The organism is Dolichospermum circinale AWQC310F (assembly GCF_000426925.1).
Taxonomy (GTDB): domain Bacteria; phylum Cyanobacteriota; class Cyanobacteriia; order Cyanobacteriales; family Nostocaceae; genus Dolichospermum; species Dolichospermum circinale.
This window is the reverse complement of sequence record NZ_KE384663.1, coordinates 58,301-76,566: the sequence shown is the minus strand read 5'-3', so window position 1 is coordinate 76,566 and position 18,266 is coordinate 58,301. Positions and strand designations below refer to the sequence as shown.

General features: G+C 37.2%; 16 protein-coding genes and 1 pseudogene. 7 read left to right on the top strand and 10 right to left on the bottom strand.

Translation table 11 applies throughout. From position 1 onward, the window contains the following. The 3 genes from ACIR310F_RS21105 to hisIE all read right to left on the bottom strand — a co-directional run. Positions 1–510: rhomboid family intramembrane serine protease (locus tag ACIR310F_RS21105; RefSeq protein ID WP_231387346.1), on the bottom strand; the 510-nt coding region annotated here is incomplete at its 3' end. Positions 511–639: 129 nt separating this feature from the next. After that, positions 640–1,989, bottom strand: a complete 1,350-nt coding sequence (gene tftA, locus ACIR310F_RS0100790) for a hormogonium tapered terminus morphoprotein TftA (protein WP_028082177.1) — start codon at positions 1,987–1,989, stop codon at positions 640–642. Positions 1,990–2,086: 97 nt separating this feature from the next. Next, on the bottom strand, positions 2,087–2,737 hold the full coding sequence (gene hisIE, locus ACIR310F_RS0100785) for a bifunctional phosphoribosyl-AMP cyclohydrolase/phosphoribosyl-ATP diphosphatase HisIE (protein ID WP_028082176.1): 651 nt from the start codon (positions 2,735–2,737) through the stop codon (positions 2,087–2,089). A gap of 138 nt (positions 2,738–2,875) precedes the next feature. Between hisIE and hemL the strand changes: the two genes are divergently transcribed. After that, the gene (hemL, locus tag ACIR310F_RS0100780) at positions 2,876–4,174 is read left to right on the top strand and encodes a glutamate-1-semialdehyde 2,1-aminomutase (RefSeq protein ID WP_028082175.1); all 1,299 of its coding nucleotides are present in this window, start codon (positions 2,876–2,878) and stop codon (positions 4,172–4,174) included. An 82-nt stretch (positions 4,175–4,256) separates the two neighbouring features. Here the strand turns inward: hemL and ACIR310F_RS0100775 are convergent, their stop codons facing one another. Then, positions 4,257–8,042 carry a class I SAM-dependent DNA methyltransferase gene (locus ACIR310F_RS0100775; protein WP_028082174.1) on the bottom strand — a complete coding sequence of 1,262 codons (3,786 nt, stop codon included), beginning with the start codon at positions 8,040–8,042 and terminating at the stop codon, positions 4,257–4,259. Positions 8,043–8,138: 96 nt separating this feature from the next. Next, positions 8,139–8,825 carry a Uma2 family endonuclease gene (locus ACIR310F_RS0100770; protein ID WP_028082173.1) on the bottom strand — a complete coding sequence of 229 codons (687 nt, stop codon included), beginning with the start codon at positions 8,823–8,825 and terminating at the stop codon, positions 8,139–8,141. Positions 8,826–8,951: 126 nt separating this feature from the next. On the opposite strand from ACIR310F_RS0100770, the gene galE reads away from it, so the two are divergent. After that, the gene (gene galE, locus ACIR310F_RS0100765; RefSeq protein ID WP_028082172.1) at positions 8,952–9,950 is read left to right on the top strand and encodes a UDP-glucose 4-epimerase GalE; all 999 of its coding nucleotides are present in this window, start codon (positions 8,952–8,954) and stop codon (positions 9,948–9,950) included. Positions 9,951–10,556: 606 nt separating this feature from the next. On the opposite strand, the gene ACIR310F_RS0100760 is transcribed toward galE, so the two are convergent. From ACIR310F_RS0100760 to ACIR310F_RS0100740, 5 genes are all read right to left on the bottom strand, one after another. Beyond that, positions 10,557–11,087 carry a YqeG family HAD IIIA-type phosphatase gene (locus ACIR310F_RS0100760; protein WP_028082171.1) on the bottom strand — a complete coding sequence of 177 codons (531 nt, stop codon included), beginning with the start codon at positions 11,085–11,087 and terminating at the stop codon, positions 10,557–10,559. Positions 11,088–11,263: 176 nt separating this feature from the next. Continuing rightward, entirely contained in the window at positions 11,264–11,836 is a 573-nt protein-coding gene (locus ACIR310F_RS0100755; RefSeq protein ID WP_028082170.1) for a DUF3727 domain-containing protein, read from the bottom strand. A 137-nt stretch (positions 11,837–11,973) separates the two neighbouring features. Then, entirely contained in the window at positions 11,974–12,465 is a 492-nt protein-coding gene (ruvX, locus tag ACIR310F_RS0100750; RefSeq protein ID WP_051289428.1) for a Holliday junction resolvase RuvX, read from the bottom strand. Continuing rightward, positions 12,452–13,696, bottom strand: coding sequence for a GNAT family N-acetyltransferase (locus ACIR310F_RS0100745; protein ID WP_028082168.1), 1,245 nt, complete (start codon positions 13,694–13,696; stop codon positions 12,452–12,454). Before ACIR310F_RS0100745 ends, ruvX begins: the two co-directional genes overlap by 14 nt. Before the next feature lie 270 nt (positions 13,697–13,966). Beyond that, positions 13,967–14,167: a hypothetical protein gene (locus tag ACIR310F_RS0100740; RefSeq protein WP_028082167.1), complete on the bottom strand. Its 201-nt coding sequence runs from the start codon at positions 14,165–14,167 to the stop codon at positions 13,967–13,969. A gap of 384 nt (positions 14,168–14,551) precedes the next feature. Here ACIR310F_RS0100740 and ACIR310F_RS23450 point away from each other — a divergent pair, with 384 nt between their 5' ends. The 5 genes and pseudogenes from ACIR310F_RS23450 to ACIR310F_RS25985 form a co-directional block, all read left to right on the top strand. Then, positions 14,552–14,878: an RNA polymerase sigma factor gene (locus ACIR310F_RS23450; protein WP_081677529.1), complete on the top strand. Its 327-nt coding sequence runs from the start codon at positions 14,552–14,554 to the stop codon at positions 14,876–14,878. A 9-nt stretch (positions 14,879–14,887) separates the two neighbouring features. Further along, positions 14,888–15,043, top strand: a pseudogene (locus ACIR310F_RS27515) (sigma factor-like helix-turn-helix DNA-binding protein); the annotation flags it as partial. 315 nt (positions 15,044–15,358) lie between these two features. Further along, positions 15,359–16,147, top strand: coding sequence for a hypothetical protein (locus tag ACIR310F_RS26500; RefSeq protein WP_028082165.1), 789 nt, complete (start codon positions 15,359–15,361; stop codon positions 16,145–16,147). A gap of 471 nt (positions 16,148–16,618) precedes the next feature. Continuing rightward, on the top strand, positions 16,619–17,164 hold the full coding sequence (locus ACIR310F_RS0100725) for a hypothetical protein (RefSeq protein WP_028082164.1): 546 nt from the start codon (positions 16,619–16,621) through the stop codon (positions 17,162–17,164). 131 nt (positions 17,165–17,295) lie between these two features. Further along, positions 17,296–18,266, top strand: a 971-nt coding sequence (locus ACIR310F_RS25985; RefSeq protein ID WP_414534033.1) for an LVIVD repeat-containing protein, incomplete at its 3' end; no start/stop codon positions are given.

Sequence of the window (18,266 nt, the reverse complement as noted above, 5' to 3'; positions counted from 1 at the left end):
AATAATTACCAATGCAGGAACATTAATTGTAGTGATAAAAAAACCTAAAAAGATTAAAGTGGTAATTCTGGCGCCAGGGAACCAGATTAAATATGCACCTAAAACACCAGAAATAGCTCCACTTGCTCCCAAGGAAGGAATAATAGAGTTGATACCAATAAACCATTGACATAAAGCCGCCAATGCACCGCAAGTTAAATAGAAAAATAGATATTTTAAATGTCCTAAACGGTCTTCAATATTATTACCAAAAACCCAAAGATAGATCATATTTGATATTAAGTGCCACCAACCTCCATGTAAAAATTGAGAAGTAAATAAGGTTGTCCATTCACCACTCCAGCTATTAGTTAATTGTTGGGGTATGACAGCATACAATTGGAAGAACTGTTCTAGTTGTGTATTTGATAAACTGACTTCATGGAGAAACACTAGAACATTCATTCCTATTAACCCATAGGTAAAATATGGGGTAATTCGAGTCGGATTTTCATCATAAAGGGGAAACACAAATTTTGTTCCTAATAATCACTAATAGCACTATAACGTTTAATCAGAGGGAACAGGGAACAGAAGAGTAGGGTGTGTTAGTTCCAGCGTCACCCACGGGCATATAAGGTACATTACTAATGACTAATATTACACAATACTTGCTGATTCATAGAGTCTGCGGATAATAGATATAATTTTCGTTCCATAATCTAAATCTGCGGACCAACGTCCTGATAATTGATGAATTGACGGAGCAACACCCCTGGTAACAAAACGAAATCTGGGATCTACTTGTTCCTGTACCAAAGGTTCTAAACTAGCATAAGCTTTTAAATGTTGAATATGCGCCCTGACACCAATCCTCGCACTAGGGAATGATGCTCCTTTGGACCCACCACCAGCCGCACCCAAACCAGCAAAATTATTTTGCTGGGGTTTAATATCAGTACCAAAGCGCAAAAATCCAGTTTCTAAACACATTTGACAAAAAGCAATATCGTGATTTACTCCTTCAATATTTGCTTCTTCTCGATATAGTTTAGGAAGATCAGGGAACTGGATCAGAGCGTTTTGATTATTGTTTTTAAGAAATAGTTGTAGCTGTAATTCTGATGTATTACCACTGGAGATAATTTGCTCAATTTGTCCCAAACAAACTGGTAAAATTGAGCGTAATTTCACAACACATTTAGCACTATCCCAATCAACAGCAACATGAGACTCTCGCAGTTCAATTGCTTTGATATAAACTATTTGACGATAGCTAATCCGGCGCAAATCAGGGACTTTTGAAAGATCAACCCGTAAACGATCTACTAAATCAATGGGAATATAAGAATTACCATTAATTAATAATCCTTGTTCCGAGTAATTTTGTCCATTAATATTGATATCTATATTGGTAAAATTGGTTTGAGGAGTTGCTTGTTTAGGATCATTGATCTGATTCCAAGCAGCCAATCCCTCAGCAATACCCACAGCAAAATCACGGCGACGACTTTGTAACAAAATACGGTCTTCAGGACTGCTTAAAAAACCGACCTGTAGCAATAAAGCTGGTATCGCAGTTTGACGACAAAACTGTAACTTACCCAAGCCGCTATCTGTATCTGGTCTAACTCCGCGACTCGGTAATTGAGGGACACGGCCTAAAAGTCTCTTCAATAACAGTTCCGCATTTTGTTGACGTTCCTGATTTTTGGCAATATAGAATACACTTGCGCCCCGGACAGAGGGACTACTAGCAGCATTAGCTTGAATTTCTAGTGCTATATCCCTGACATTAGCACGGGCATTAATCCAAACTATGGTTTGAGCCGCACTTAAATCATCAGGAACGGCTAAAACTTCTAAATTACGGCTGCGGAGTTCTGTCACCACTAAATCCCGCAAGAGAATCATTTCCTTTGCTTCCGTCGTCCCACCAGCAATCGCTCCAGGATCATTTTTACCGGATTCTATGCCACCATGGGCAGCAGAAATAAAAATACGTCCCATTTTTACCTATTTCCGTTATTAAGTCCCAGCAATTGCTATTTTACCCCATATTACGGTAGGTTTGAACAGTCTTACCTCTTGCCTCTTCCCTATGCAATTACTTTCGCCGCTCATGTAATTTACGATAAACATCTCTCAAATCAACTTGATGATATGCCAAAGCTACCAGAGTATGATAAAATAAATCCGCGACTTCACCGGCGATCGCATCACTATCATCATCTTTACAAGCCATAACCACCTCGGCGCTTTCCTCACCAATCTTTTTCAAAATCTTATTATCACCACCTGCCAATAATTTACAGGTATAAGAAGTTTCATTAGGATCATCCCGGCGATCGCAGATAACAGCAAACAATTGTGATAAACTATCCCCTGGTGGTGGTGTCACCGTCCCACTAACCTGGTGAAAACAACTACGCTCCCCCGTATGACAAGCAACATCACCTAATTGCTCCACAACCACCAACAGAGCATCACTATCACAATCATAACGAATACTTTGCACCTTTTGAATATGGCCAGAAGTTGCCCCTTTGTGCCAAAATTCCTGACGGGAACGACTCCAAAACCAAGTTTCCCCAGTTTCTAAAGTCTTTTGTAAAGATTCTTGATTCATCCAAGCCATCATTAGTACCGTACCATCTAGATAATCTTGGATAATAGCCGGAACTAAACCCTTGTCATCATAGCGAATTTTGTCCACAGGGATAGCAGATGAGAGTGATAACGGTTGGGGAGAGGACATATCAGTTAATTTAGAATAATTCTTTGACCTAACATAGCATTTTCGGCTAATTCTAGATCATAGAAATTCTGAGTAACTTTTCGACCTATCCTAAGATAGAGCATAAATTATTTATTTCCCCAGTTTAGGGAGGAAACCTTGGTAAATACCTCAATTAAAACCACAAAATCACAAGAAATCTTTGCTGCTGCTCAAAAACTTATGCCCGGAGGGGTTAGTTCTCCCGTGCGTGCGTTTAAATCCGTAGGTGGACAACCAATAGTATTTGATCGTGTTAATGGCGCATATATTTGGGATGTAGACGGTAACAAATACATTGACTATGTTGGTACTTGGGGACCAGCTATTTGTGGTCATGCTCACCCGGAAGTCATTTCCGCACTACACACAGCCCTGGACAAAGGGACCAGTTTTGGCGCTCCCTGCGTCCTAGAAAACATTTTAGCGGAAATGGTCATTGATGCTGTTCCTAGCGTGGAAATGGTCAGATTTGTCAACTCTGGTACAGAAGCTTGTATGGCTGTATTACGGCTCATGCGAGCCTTCACGAACAGAGAAAAAGTGATCAAGTTTGAAGGCTGCTATCACGGACACGCTGATATGTTCTTGGTCAAAGCCGGTTCTGGAGTCGCTACTCTGGGTTTACCTGACTCACCCGGAGTACCCAAAGCTACCACAGCCAGCACTTTAACCGCCCCTTTCAATGATTTAGAAGCGGTAAAAGCCCTATTTGAACAAAACCCTGGGGAAATCGCTGGTATCATTCTTGAACCCATAGTTGGTAACGCCGGTTTTATTACCCCCGATGCTGGGTTCTTAGAAGGACTCAGGGAACTTACTCATGAATATGGTGCATTATTAGTATTTGATGAAGTCATGACAGGCTTTCGGATTGCTTACGGTGGCGCTCAGGAGAAATTTGGTATTACTCCTGACTTAACAACTTTAGGTAAAGTTATTGGTGGCGGTTTACCAGTGGGGGCGTATGGTGGTCGCCGCGAAATCATGTCTATGATTGCTCCCGCAGGTCCGGTGTATCAAGCAGGAACTCTTTCCGGTAATCCTTTGGCTATGACAGCGGGGATTAAAACCCTAGAATTACTCAGCAAACCGGGTACTTATCAATACTTGGAACAGATTACTAAACAGTTAGCTGATGGATTGTTAAAAATCTGTGCTGATACGGGTCACGCTGCTTGTGGTGGTAATATTAGCGCGATGTTTGGGTTGTTTTTCACTTCTGGACCGGTTCATAATTATGAAGACGCTAAAAAGGCTGATACAGCGAAGTTTGGTCGTTTTCATCGCGGAATGTTAGAACATGGTATTTACCTAGCACCGTCTCAATTTGAAGCTGGTTTCACTTCCTTAGCACACACTAAAGAAGATATTGAACAGACTTTAGCGGCTGCGAAAGATGTCCTATCTAGTCTGTAACATCTTTATTTAAGTAATATCAACTGTCCCCGACTTCTTGTATCAAATAAAAAAGAAGTCGGGGATCTGGAATTTGTGGTGTTTACCCTTCTATGATTTGAATTTCCTCTGGTGTTAACTCATAAAGTTGATAAACTAGTTGATCTATTTCTGTTTCTAATGCGGTTGTATCTGCTTTTGGATCTGATTTTTTAGCAGTGAGAATTTGATCAACAAGGGAAGTTATTACTTCCCCTTCTTTTGGATTTGCTTGAGAAATTGGGATTTGTCCAAAGTATTTCCAAATTAATTGAAATCCATTTTGAATAGCGGTACAGTATTTTGAAATTAGCCACCAACCCATTTTTGAATTAAGAATAGCTAATAAAATCTTATCTGCTTTGGGAATAATCCACATAGAATTATTACAGTATAGTCCTTGTTCATCATAAATAAAACATGATTTTGTCTGAAATATTTGATACATTATTTTAGGTTTTTCAAATTCTTGATAATAATCACAGGCCCTCAACTCCCACCAGTAATCACCTTTATCCGTTCTTTTTTCTGCTTTATCCTTAAATAGACTTAAATAATTAGAAACTGCTGAATAATTTTCGGATAACCATATCCAAGGATCTTGATTTTCTCTAAATGAATTGGTAAGGCCTTTTTCAATTTTTATTAAATAATTTTCTACTTCAGGAATTGCATAAGGTTTTATATTACGACCTAAAATAAATGAGCGAATTATTTCTGAACTTCGACTATCTTTGCTGATTATTTCTCTACAAGTTTCATTACTAATGACAAATGCTTCTGTTAAACCTGTTAAGATTCCACGAAATGATTTATTATCAATATATTCAGCGAGTGAAACACAGTTACTTTTAATTCTTGATAGTAATTTCTGATCACTATCAGAAGAAATTACCCAAATTTCATCATTTAAGGTTTCAACTTTTATTTGATTAGAAATACTTTTTATATATGCTGCAAATTTATTCCTATAATTAAGTGTTTTTACAGTAGCAGAAACGAAATTATTATTTTGCTGCTGTTTTGAAGCATTGAGAATGCAAGGATAAGTAGTTGCTTCTTCAAATATTTGAATATCACCAAAATCAATAATCCCTTGTAATTGATTTTCTAAAATATAGGTTCTTAAAGCTTTTCCATAACCCGCTTGCATCCATTTATTAGGCATTATATAACAAAATTGACCTTTAGTTTTAAGAATTTTAAATCCCCTTTCCACGAAAAATACATACAAGTCAGCAGTTCCCGAATAGGTAATAAAATTGGTCTGCAAAATTGGTTTTAATTCTTTAATTTCTTCCTGTCTAATATAAGGAGGATTTCCAATAACCACATCAAAACCAACAAAAACACCATCATTATTTAACACTTCAGGAAATTCAAAGCGCCATTCCAAAGCATTTTCATACATTCTACCATTTTCTATTTCCTCAATCTCAAGTTTTAATTTATCAATTTCATTATTCAACTTAGCAATTTTTTTCTCCCGCTTCGTTCTCTCAGCTTTAGTTTCTGGAATCAAAAAAATTTGACCCTGTAAATTCTCAACCTCACCCTCTAACCTTCTTAACTTAGTCTTATTTATATCACTTAATCCTAAAGTTGTTTTAAAATTACCCTTAATATCAGCAATCAATTTTTTCATTTCCCGTTTTTGCTCCTTATTTTCAGCATTGCGATAAGTTTTAACAGCATTTCTATAACTTTCCATACTATATTTACTTCTATTTAAAGCTGGTCGCAAATCACTATCTAAAGCAAAACGACTAATTAAAGAATTACCACATTTAATATTGATATCAATATTAGGTAAAGTCTCCAACTCTCTCATATTCCCCTCTCCTTGTAGGAGAGGGGTTAGGGGTGAGGTCTTATAATAAGCATTTTTCAAAAGTTCAACCCATAACCGCAACTGACATATTTTTACAGAATTAGAGTTAATATCCACACCAAATAAACAACCTTCAATAATCCTTTGTTTCTCATGAAATAAAGTTTCCTGAACCCGTTGACTTTCCTTACTTTTAGGATTATACTCAAATAATAAACCATCCTCATCAATCACAATTAACTCATCATTCACAACTTCAATCTGATATTCCTTTAATCTTTTACCTTCCCTATCCAGTAAAATCTTTAATTCGCTTTTAATTGCGATAATTTCATTCAAAGCCGAAACTAAAAAATGTCCTGAACCCACCGCAGGATCACATATTTTTAAACTATTAATAATCGTATTAGCATCTCTTTTATCCTCTATCCTATCATATAAATCATCAATATTTTCACAATTCCAACCTTTAATTTCATTAAACTTCTGAACAACCGCTCTTCTAATTGTTTCCCGACACATATACATAGTAATAAAACCGGGAGTAAAGAAAGAACCGTCTTGATAACCATTAATTTTCTCGAAAATTAAACCCAGTACAGACGCATTAATTAATCTTTTATTCTCCTCTTGAATTTCTTCCCCAGTTTCACTACTAAAATCATAAGCGTCCAGAAATTCAAATAAATATTCTAAAGCGTTAATTTCACCAAATCGTTTTTTTCCCTTATTGTCTTTTAAGACAGTAGCAGAGAAAATTTCTAATTTCTCATTTCTCAAATTACTAATAAAAATCGTTGCTTGTTCCATTTCCGTAGGTTCAAATAAAGAACTATTTAAATAAGGAACATGAGCAAATTTGTTTTTAAAACCTTCGTTTCTGTCTTCTGGTTTTCGTGCTAATACACTAAAAAACAGACTATTAAGATCATCATAATTTTGCACTTTATTTAAATTCAAAAATCCCCAAGCTAGATCATTTTGATGATATTTAATTAATTGTGCTTCTAATAGTTTGAGAAAGAGGATTCTATTTACCCAAGTAATTGCTAATTCTAAACCAACATTAAAAAGTTGTAATTGGTAAGTTTCTCCAAATTGTTCTGGTTCTTTGAGTTGAGAGATTTTATCTAAACTATCAAGTTGGATCATAGCATTTTCCATGAGTGAACCTATATTTCTCTCATTTGATTTTTTGCGTTGAATGAGTTTTTTACCACCTTCTTTAACTTCTATTAAACCGATAATATGTAGTAATTCATGATAAAATCCTTTATCAAGAGTATTATTATCATTTGTGAAAGGTAACTTTAATAAATGTTCTGGAGAAAGTAATTTAAACAGTGGAATTAATTTATGATCATCAGGATTTTCTCCAGGTTGTAAATATTCTTGATATTCTCGAATATCAAAATGAGTAAAAGTGATTTTATCTGCAATTTCCATAATAGCAGGTTGAGCAATTTCTTGATAAAAAAAATCAGTTTTTTTACTGATTAATCTTCCGTCGGTAAAATCTTTAAATTGTTGAACTAGGGTTTTATTTTCCTGAAAGAATTTATCAAAATCTTGAGCATCAAAAATAAACCATTCGTAAATATTAGTCGCTATTAAATATTTCAGTTCTAGATTTTTTTCAGTTAAACGTTCTCTGAGAAAATATAAAACTAATTCCTGAAATGCTTTAGTGTTTAAATTATCAACTTTGAGCATTTCGCTTTTATTCGTCGGCTTTTTAAATTCTAAAATTACACCAACACTGGTTTTAGGGTCTTGACCATTATGAATAACCAGGTCATTTCGTCCTTTAGTATTAATAAAGTGATTAGAACTGTAATATGTGTTCTTGAAAAAGTCAGCAATCAGGTTTTTATGAAATTCCTCTGATTCAGATTCGTTAATTTTTGCAATTAGGTTTTTTAAATGTTTTTTGAAAGTTTCAATATCTTTTCTAAAAGGATTGATTTTCAGAAATGCTTTATTTAATGCTTCCCTGGGTTGTAGTTTCTGTGAGTTCATTTGTTTTTCACGCAAAAAATGTAATTAAAAACCTAATTAAAAACGTAATTTTCATACCCCCGACTTATTAAAAAAGTTGGGGATATATCTTATTCATTATAAACTATCAGGATCAATATTCAACTCGCGTAATTTAGCAGCTAACTTTCGCGCTTTTGCTTCAGATTCCTGTCTAGCGGTTACTTCCTCTTCATGAGTGAGAAGAATTTGATTTGTAACAGGGTTGTAAAAACGTAATTTTCCCTCTTCTAGTCGCAACTCTAAACCTAATACTTCACTTTTTAAAGAGATGATATGATCATTTACACCCTGTTGTAAAATCGGTAAATAATTACCATCAACTAAATGTAACCCTTGCAATTGAGGACTAAGATAATCCCCTGTAGGATCATATTGAAAATATTCACTGACACCTAAAAAAGCGTAAATTCCTTTTTTCGCGCCTTGATCTTGACTGCGGGTACTTCTTGAGGTAATTTCTAAGACAAAACCAGGAGTTTGATCATTTTCCTCCCAGGTTTTATAACTACCTCGATCATGTTTATCCACACCAAATACCACAAATACATCTGGTGCGACAACTGACCCGGGATAACCTTTTTCATAATAGATGAATAAGTTACCAGCTACATACACATCTGGACGATTTTGAAAATAAATTCGGAGGACATTTCTCGCATAAGTCAAATAACTACATTGTAGATCACCTTCAGCCATTGGTTTACCGTCCTCTTCCGGGTATTCAACAGGAGTAACAGGGATATATTCTACGGATACTGTCATGGTTATTCCCTCAAATCAATTCGGGTTAAACTTAATATAAACTATATAATTATCAGTTGACTATTTTCTATAATCATTAAAACTCACGCTAAATTAGATGAATAAAATCATCATCAAGGAGAAACTATGTCAGCGGAAAAACCTAGTATTTTGGTAACGGGGGGAGCAGGATATATTGGTTCTCACACGGTGTTAGCACTCAAGCAAGCCGGTTATGAGGTGGTAATTCTAGATAATCTGGTCTATGGACATCGGGATTTGGTAGAACAGGTTTTACAAGTAGAATTGATCGAAGGAGATACAAGCGATCGCACTTTATTAGATAATCTTTTTCAGACTCGCAATTTTGCCGCAGTTATGCACTTTTCCGCCTATGCTTATGTAGGTGAATCTGTTACCGATCCTGCTAAATATTACCGGAATAATGTTTTAGGAACATTGACATTATTAGAATCAATGTTAGCAGCTTCTATTCATAAATTTGTCTTTTCTTCCACCTGTGCTACCTATGGTGTACCGGATTTTATTCCCATTACCGAAGATCATCCCCAAAATCCCATTAATCCCTATGGTGCAACCAAATTAATGGTAGAAAGAATATTAACTGATTTTGATGTAGCATACAATTTTAAATCAGTGCGTTTTCGGTATTTTAATGCTGCTGGTGCTAACCCCCAAGGATTATTAGGAGAAGATCATCATCCCGAAACCCATTTAATCCCTTTAATATTGCAAACAGCATTAGGTCAACGGGAAGCTATTAGTATTTTTGGTACTGATTATCCTACTCCTGATGGTACTTGTATCCGCGATTATATTCATGTCAATGATTTAGCAGATGCCCATATTTTAGGGCTAGAATATTTATTAAATGGTGGTGAAAGTGAGGTTTTTAACTTAGGCAATGGTAACGGTTTTTCAGTTAGAGAAGTAATTGCAGCCGCCGAAGATGTTACAGGTATGATAATATCAGTCAAAGAATGTGATCGTCGTCCCGGAGATCCTCCAGCTTTAATTGGTACAAGCGAAAAAGCTCGAAAAATCCTGAATTGGCAACCTCAATATCCAGATATTAAAGATATTGTCTCTCACGCTTGGCAATGGCATCAAAAAAGGCATAAATAACCTTTGCTGTAATTAAGCTGTTACCCACCTAAATTGTATAATTCTCAAATAAAATGGTTGTGGGGTGGACATACAACGACCAAGCTCAGTACAAGTCTTGCCCACCAGACTTATACAAGTTAAATACACAACAGCTTATTCCCCAGAGCCAAAATAACCCCTTTAATTCCCCTTGAAAACCCCCTGGGGTCAAAAACAGGGTTAGGGAGGGGTTATCACTGGTAAAACTTGACTATTAAATATGTAATATCATGTCCGGCCAGTTCATCATTGTATTGCCTTTTCCCAATTACCAATTACCCATGACCAGCCTCAACAGAGATGATAAGTGTTCAACCGGACATGATATAATTAATTTTACCCAGATATTTGTCAGAAAAACTATACAAAATATACAGCGCCAATCCCTCTATAGTGAAGGTTGACGCTGTACGGCTTTATATTGATCTATTATCCGCTAGGGTCTTTTTTGGCTGACCCTGATGTTATTAAAATTAATAATCGCCTATTTTTCAAAAACTAGAGACTTTCTTAAGTATTTCTTTATATTTACTTTCCTGATGAATTATGAATCTTTGTAAAGATTTGTATTGCAGGAAAGGCTGATTACCTGTGTTTTTTGCCGTTAATAGATGCACCTAATATCTCTGATATCCAAACTTCAATATTGCGGACAGGATGGGAACGGATGGCTGTAAAATCAGGATGGATAATTGGCTCTACTAGAATTGTAAACATTCCTAAACGATTACCCGCTAATACATCTGTAAACAAGCGATCGCCCACCATACCCACTTGATGGGCGGGTAAATTCATGCCTTGTAACGCAGCCCGAATTTTTCGTCGGGAGGGTTTGGCTGCACCTAAGTAGTACGGTAAATCTAGAGAACGGGCAATACCACCGATTCGGGATTCACTTAAATTATTGCTAACCAACCACAACGCCGTACAAATACGTATTTCCTCTACCCATGCTTGTAATTCTGGAAAAGTAGAACTTGTGGTCATAGGTACTAAAGTTTCATCCACATCCAATACTAGCCCTTTTAGCCCATATTGTTGGATTACCTCTGATGTCAGTGTTAAAACTGAACCCGCTAAAATTAAGTTAGGCTGTAATAGATGGTTGCGAGTCATAATTTTTGTATAGTTACCATGAGATTTCTAATATCTCACACAAAAGCGCAAAAACGCAAATAATTAAAGTTGCCAAGGTTGAATTTAGCAACACCATTTTCAGCATGGGAGCAAGGGTTGAGAGTTTTGCGAGTCCTCTGATTCCTCGCTCCTAGATGCTTAAATTTGGGAATTAATTACTCAACTTCATTAAAAAGATGTTCTTCTAAGAGGGGTTGAAATTTACGGAACTCTTCGGGAGAAAGTAATTCTGGTTCACCAGTTTTAGTAATTCTGGCAAAAAAGAGTAGGGGGTCTAGGGGAGTATAAATTGCATACTCCTGGTCATCATGATAAAAATTGGCAATTTCCATTAATTGCTCTGGTTCTAAACCGTTTTCTTCGTCTTCAATTTCTAAAGTGAAGAATTTAGACTCATCCTCAGGAGGTAACTCTCCTGCTACAGTTAAGGCATAAGCAGTATTCTTGAGAATCAGGTTTTGCTCAGAAAGAACAGCTTGAGCCGTGCCGAATATTTCTTCAATGATATCATCATCTTCTACTAATACGGCCTCTTCTTCATCGCCGTCACTTTGCCAAGCAAATATTTCTATTGGTGTATCTACGGGCAGAAGCAGAACATACTTTTCTCCATCTACAGAGAGATTATGTTCAATGTAACATTCTAGGGTGCGTTTTAGCTCGTCTGTTAAAATCAGAGAACTTTCGGAATCGTGATCATTGTCTTCAGAAAATGGAGATGAATACATACTTGAATTATGTAGCTGTAATCATAAAATCTAATACTCTTAAATATGGAAATCATCAAACTGCTTGCGGACAGTTGATGTCAACCATAAATTGAGAGATAGAAGTAATAGTTTTTAGAATACCATGTAAAAAGGGATCACTCATCAGTAAATGTTACTGACCCCTGTACTAAACTGCGTCTAGCATCTAACCACTGTTGTAAAATCAATGCAGCAGCCTTACGATCTATTAAACCCTTATTTCTAGACGGGGAACGATTCTCAGCTATCAGCAGTTGTTCTGCTTGCAAGGAAGTTAATCTTTCGTCCATATATTCTAAGGGAAGTTGGAGCGCCGAAGCCAGTCTAGAGGCAAATTTTTGCACGTGACGGGCTTGAACACCAATAGTACCATCCATTGAATATGGTAAACCAACCACAAGAATTTGTACCTGTCGCTGGTTGACTATTTGCTGGATTTGTGCTACATCTTCGACAAAGGAACGACGCTCAATCGTGGTGATACCCGTAGCAATTAAACCAGTCCCATCACATCCCGCTAAACCGATGCGTTTACTACCAACATCTACACCCAAGGCGGAGATAAATGATTTTGATTGCTGTGGAGAAATCACGTTATTGTTGTTCATGAGGTTGATCTGTGGCTGAGTCTAGGGCAGAGGGTGTATCTATATGAGAACTTTTATGAGGGAAACCGACAATTTCTGACTGGGTTGGTATAGCTCTTTCTGGCTGTACCTGTTGTGTTTGCGGTATCCATGACATTCCCCCAGGTATAGGTTTGCGGGTTGGTTGCAGTCCTTGTAACATTTCTTGCCACTGAAGCCCTTCTAAGGAGACAAATTTGGATTCTCTGAGTTTATGCCACACTGAACGAGACATGATCAGGGTATGTTCTCGACGTTTAGCGCCAATACGCTCCAAATATTCCTCCCGTTCTGGCTGATAGTCTGAAGAAGCTAATTGTAACCCTTGTTGGGGAAAATCTTGGGCAATGCGAGCTAATTGAGACAATAATTCAGGATATAACCAAGTATAAGCAGGATGAACCGTGAGAATTGCTACATGAGGATTTGCCCCGGTACGGTGCAGTTGGATCTGAAAATAACCAATAGCTGCTTTTCGCTGGGGTTCAAACACATAGCCACTGACAACTTCAGTTTTGCTCGTCCACTGCTTGACAGCATCAATTATCGCCCCACACAAGGTAGTTTTAAAGTCGTGGGTGTGACGATCAAATACTTGCCTGACTAAAGGTGGCATGGATGCTGTATCTAATTGATATAATAAAGGAGCATCAGCATTACTCACCGGCAAGAGATTGGGTAAATCTGGTTCGGTTTGGATTAATTCCGCTAATAACTGCGGACTAATTTCCCAATATGTCATTTCCGCTAAACGTTGAAATCCATTATGCCGATAAAGTGCTAAGGCATCAACATCATTAACGTTAACTTCTAGTATCCACGTCCGCGCTTCTAAAATTGATTCAAAGCAATAGCGTAGTAGTTGAGAACCTACGCCCATGCGATCGCCGGTTCGTGCTAACATGACTTGATTAACTCGCCAAGTGCTGCGAGTTCGGTTAAAGGGTGATACTTGAATCATTCCTAACAGTATTCGTCCCTGTTCGGCGATATAGCCCCAGAAGCGGTATTGTAATGGGTTAGGAAACCAACTCAATAATTTAAGTAATCCATACCAGCGCCGTAGCCACTGCATTTCACCTATAGATTCAGTAGCTGCTTGGGGGGAAAGGTGGGATAATGATTCCTGAGTCAAGAATTCAATTCCGTCCAAATCTCGGTGTTGAACTGGTCTGATAATAACACTGGGGTTACGAGGAAGTAATGAAGTCATTTTAATTCAAGCCGCTTTTTAACCTTTACAAAAACAAAATATGATAGTTATGTTATAATTATTATGTTATAATATCATTTTTATTTTAACTAGTTTATTTTAACTAGTTTTTACTCTCAGGTCTTGTTTCCAAAGAGTGATTTCCTTGACTATACGTAAAAAAAATATCAAAAGCAGAAACTTCGATTATACCCTGGGGGTAAAAACCACAAATCTCTGCTTTTATTCTATGTTAATTCTGCTAAAAATACTTTTAAATCTATGGACATTCTATAGACTTTGACGAGAAGCGAACTTTTCAAAATCCGCTTGGGTTTGATGAAGTAATTGTTGACGACTATCTTGTATGGTTTGTTGAAAGTTGGGAACCAAGTTGCGAGCTTGTAGTGTCATGTGCAACTGTAAATGGGCAACATAGTCGCTGATATCTTGATTATCTACAGTTGCGCCCGTTAATACGTTTGATTCCATTGTCACTGTGTTCTCCTTCGTAAATTGGTGTCATAGCCGTACTAGATTAGAATCTATCATGTTTTTTGTCTGGTTGCTGATTTCGCAATGAAGTGTAATGATTGTTCATTGGTTATGATACTACTTGCCATCTGCCTACGACAATTTTTAACGCCAACCTACTTAATACACCACAATACAGAATTTCAGCATCAAAATTATCAATAACATCAAAACTATTGACAATAGTAACGTATTATTTAATAATATATATTAAGTATACATTTTTGGTTTTACTGACCGAAAAAAATCGCATACAAGCTCAGTGCATCGCTTCTAAGATGGCTTTATAGTAAACCAACTATAGTCGCCATAAGACCTTATATATCTTTAGTAACTATTCTTATGAATACATCAGACTTTTGGTCATTGTGGGCGGAGCATAAAGATTATTTATACCGTGCTTGTGTGAAATGGATGGGTAATGTTTCTGAAGCTGAAGATGTTTTAAGTCAAGCCATGCTCAAAGCTGAAGAGAAAATACGTATCTATCAGGTACAAGTGATCAACTTTAAAGCTTGGGTAATAAAACTAACTTATAATCTCTGTCTTGATATTCAAAGAGAGCGTTATCAGACTATCCAGTATTGTCATAATTGGGAAGTTATTAGTGATAGAAATGCAGAATTATTTGTAACCAAAGAAGAGGAAAATCCAGTTCTTGTTGCGTAGCAACAAGAACTGGAAAAAATTTTTTCTGTTTGGATTGATGAGTTACGTCCAATACTACGTGATACCTTTATTTTATACTTTCGAGAAGAACTATCATATATAGAAATTGCACAAAAACTGAATATTTCCTGCTGCAATGTACGTAGGCGAATTCATGAAGCTCGGAAGATTTTAAAACAGCGATATCATCAAGATTATATCGGGGAAGACAGGAGTAAATTTGAGGTTTTTTCTCAAATTGACAGAAATAAGCAGTCTGATCGGATCACTAAAATAGGATTAGCTAATATTGAAGATATAGAATTACCGATTTTAGAATTATCCAACCAGGAAGAATTACCAGAAGCAGTTAATAGTCAGGTTTTACCCGACCCTAACCCTCCTCTTGACCAGGAGAAGAAACTAGATGTCCGTTTCCCTAAAATAGGAGAAAAGGGGGATAATTCAACTTTTGTAAAAATCTGTTGTAGGGTGCGTCAGATGTCAACAATCTGTTTATTTGCAGGTATTCATTCTAACGCACCTTACCAATGTGCCAGTTGCGTAAATCTGATCGTCTTAGCAGAAAAAAGCGCAGCACTGCTGCAAGCAGGTCGCTATTGCACAGCAATTAGAACTCCAAGTTGCCAAAAAGCTTACATTCATAGTATCAACCAAAATAGTATAAACCAAAGAGTAGCCAAAGTTATTCCCTCTCGTTCTCCTCCCCCATATCAACTTTCCTATAGTCAATTCTTAATGATGATCTACCGGACTACAGTAAGTACAAGTTTAGCTGTGATTATTGCTGCTGCTTTCCCACTGAAAGCTCCAGCCGAAGATCTTAATATAGACTTTACAGGTACAATACCATCAGTGGTGAAGATTAACAGCACCAGTCCAGGTCCTATTGAAAACACCCCTGAGCAAGAATTTCAAAGTGATGATCCTACACCAGCATTATTAAATATTACCCACACTACTGGCATCGTCTTGAGCATTACCAATATTAGTGATAACGGTACGGTTTTATCTGGCAGTAAAACATATAACGATCTTGATCTGATCAACGCTAAAGTCAAAGATGATGATAATCTCCTGATTCAAAGTGAAATTTCACCTAGTGGCAAGTCTACCCCAGTTTATCCGTTGAATGTAGCAAGTGCAGTTCAAGCAGCAGTCACTAGTGGTAAAGAGTATCTAGTTTACCTTGAGATTACCAATATTTCCGGCTTATTACCACAAGGAACCTACAAAATCCGTGTCAGTGTTCTGATCACACCTCAGTAATTTCCCTTCACAAGGGAACAGGGAACAGGGAACAGGGAACAGGGAACAGGGAACAGGGAACAGGGAACAGGGAAAAATTTGCTTTTTAGGTATTGACAAAGGATTTTAAATATGTTATCCTTAATTTGATAAGGAAGAACTATCTTAAAATATTTAGAAATAGGGTGTGTTAGCTATTAGTAACGCACCATTGGTAAAGACTTTGGGTGTAGCACAGCGATAGCGAAGCGCTGCTGCAAGCAGTTCGCTATATAAACGACAATTTTTAACGCTAACCCACTTATGCAGTTTCAGTAAAATTTGAAGACCCTAATGGAATAAAATAGTCCCCTCCCCTTCCTAGAGAGTGAGGGTAGAGTAACCTTTATTACCCAAAAAAGTTAAGTAAAAAAATAAATCACAAATTGGGTATCTCAAACGTCTTATTAATGTAAAGGTCAAATTACCTCATCTACCTTTAGGCATAAAAAAATGAATCTAGGTCGTCTTACCTTAGTTACCACTATCGCTGCTTTTAGCAGTATAGCCCTTAATTCCCAAGTCCAAGCCCAAACGGCCAATGTAACTGCCAATGTGGACTTTTTCGGTGTTATTCCCGCAACTTGCGCTGTCAACAGCACCACCGCCGGAACCTTAACAAACATCATTGACGGCACCCTCAACCCCCTGAGATTAGAAACTGACACCGTGGGTAACATCAACGTTACCTGCAATACTGGGGTAAAATTTGCCGTTACTGGTATTGAAAATAATGGCAGTCAATTTACAACCAAAACCTTCAGTGATATTGATGTCATCACCGCCAAAGTAGAAGACTCCAGCAATACTCAGGTTGCTACTGGTAGTATTTCCCCCAGTGCTGGTACTACTGATTTAAGTACACCTGGAGCATTACAAGCAGGTCCCATTACCGCCAACGACTATGGAGTCAAGTTGTCCTTACAAGGTAATGGTGACAATACACTGCCTGTGGGTATTTACAGAATTAGAGTCAAAGTTGGTCTCTCACCTGAGTAAGCCTAGTCTGTATTTTCCCTCTTTTTCAGTCTCTAGGGGAATATCCCATTCAAGACTTTTTATATACCGTTTCATGGCTGGAATTTTTTTGAGCCTTCTACTTCTTTTTTGATCACAAGGAAATAAACAATATGGCTTCTCTCATTGGAAAAACTTCTAATACATCTGGTGTTTTTGGTAACGTACGAGTGGTAGGCAACTACGCTTATGTTGCTGATGATACTATAGGACTACAAATCTTCAACATTAGCAATCCTAATTCACCGACTTTAGTAGGAACTTATGATACAACTGGTTATGGTGTTGGTATAGACGTGCTAAGTAATTACGCTTATGTTGCTGATGCTCATGCAGGACTACAAATCATCAACATTAGCAATCCTAATTCACCGACCTTAGCAGGAACTTATAATACACCTGGTAATTCTCGTGATGTACAAGTGGTAGGCAACTACGCTTATGTTGCTGATTTAGGTTCAGGACTACAAATCATCAACATTAGCAATCCTAATTCACCGACTTTAGCAGGAACTTATAATACACCTGATAGTGCTACAGGTGTACGAGTTGTAGGTAACTACGCTTATGTTGCTGATAGAACTTCAGGACTACAAATCATCAACATTAGCAATCCTAATTCACCGACCTTAGCAGCAACTTTGGATACACCTGGTAGTGCTTATGGTGTACAAGTTGTAGGTAACTACGCTTATGTTGGTGATGCAACTTCAGGACTACAAATCATCAACATCAGCAATCCTAATTCACCGACCTTAGCAGCAACTTTGGATACACCTGGTGGTGCTAGTAATATACAAGTTGTAGGTAACTACGCTTATGTTGCTGATGGAACTTCAGGACTACAAATCATCAACATCAGCAATCCTAATTCACCGACCTTAGCAGATACTTATGATACAGATGGTATTGCTTATGGTTTAGACGTAGTAGGTAATTACGTTTATGTTGCTGATGCTGGTTCAGGACTAAAAATCATAGGAAACAATATTGCTTCTATCATCGGCAATTATGATACACCTAACTATGCTTGGAATGTACAAGTAGTCGGCAACTATGCTTATGTAGCTGATGGTCTTGGTAG

Coding starts and splice junctions, on each gene's coding strand:
- ACIR310F_RS0100755 (WP_028082170.1), bottom strand. CDS start 11,836: ATGTATTCATCTCCATTTTCTGAAGACAATGATCACGATTCCGAAAGT.
- ACIR310F_RS0100740 (WP_028082167.1), bottom strand. CDS start 14,167: ATGGAATCAAACGTATTAACGGGCGCAACTGTAGATAATCAAGATATC.
- ruvX (WP_051289428.1), bottom strand. CDS start 12,465: ATGAACAACAATAACGTGATTTCTCCACAGCAATCAAAATCATTTATC.
- ACIR310F_RS26500 (WP_028082165.1), top strand. CDS start 15,359: ATGTCAACAATCTGTTTATTTGCAGGTATTCATTCTAACGCACCTTAC.
- ACIR310F_RS0100770 (WP_028082173.1), bottom strand. CDS start 8,825: ATGACAGTATCCGTAGAATATATCCCTGTTACTCCTGTTGAATACCCG.
- ACIR310F_RS23450 (WP_081677529.1), top strand. CDS start 14,552: ATGAATACATCAGACTTTTGGTCATTGTGGGCGGAGCATAAAGATTAT.
- hisIE (WP_028082176.1), bottom strand. CDS start 2,737: ATGTCCTCTCCCCAACCGTTATCACTCTCATCTGCTATCCCTGTGGAC.
- galE (WP_028082172.1), top strand. CDS start 8,952: ATGTCAGCGGAAAAACCTAGTATTTTGGTAACGGGGGGAGCAGGATAT.
- ACIR310F_RS0100745 (WP_028082168.1), bottom strand. CDS start 13,696: ATGACTTCATTACTTCCTCGTAACCCCAGTGTTATTATCAGACCAGTT.
- tftA (WP_028082177.1), bottom strand. CDS start 1,989: ATGGGACGTATTTTTATTTCTGCTGCCCATGGTGGCATAGAATCCGGT.
- ACIR310F_RS0100760 (WP_028082171.1), bottom strand. CDS start 11,087: ATGACTCGCAACCATCTATTACAGCCTAACTTAATTTTAGCGGGTTCA.
- ACIR310F_RS0100775 (WP_028082174.1), bottom strand. CDS start 8,042: ATGAACTCACAGAAACTACAACCCAGGGAAGCATTAAATAAAGCATTT.
- ACIR310F_RS0100725 (WP_028082164.1), top strand. CDS start 16,619: ATGAATCTAGGTCGTCTTACCTTAGTTACCACTATCGCTGCTTTTAGC.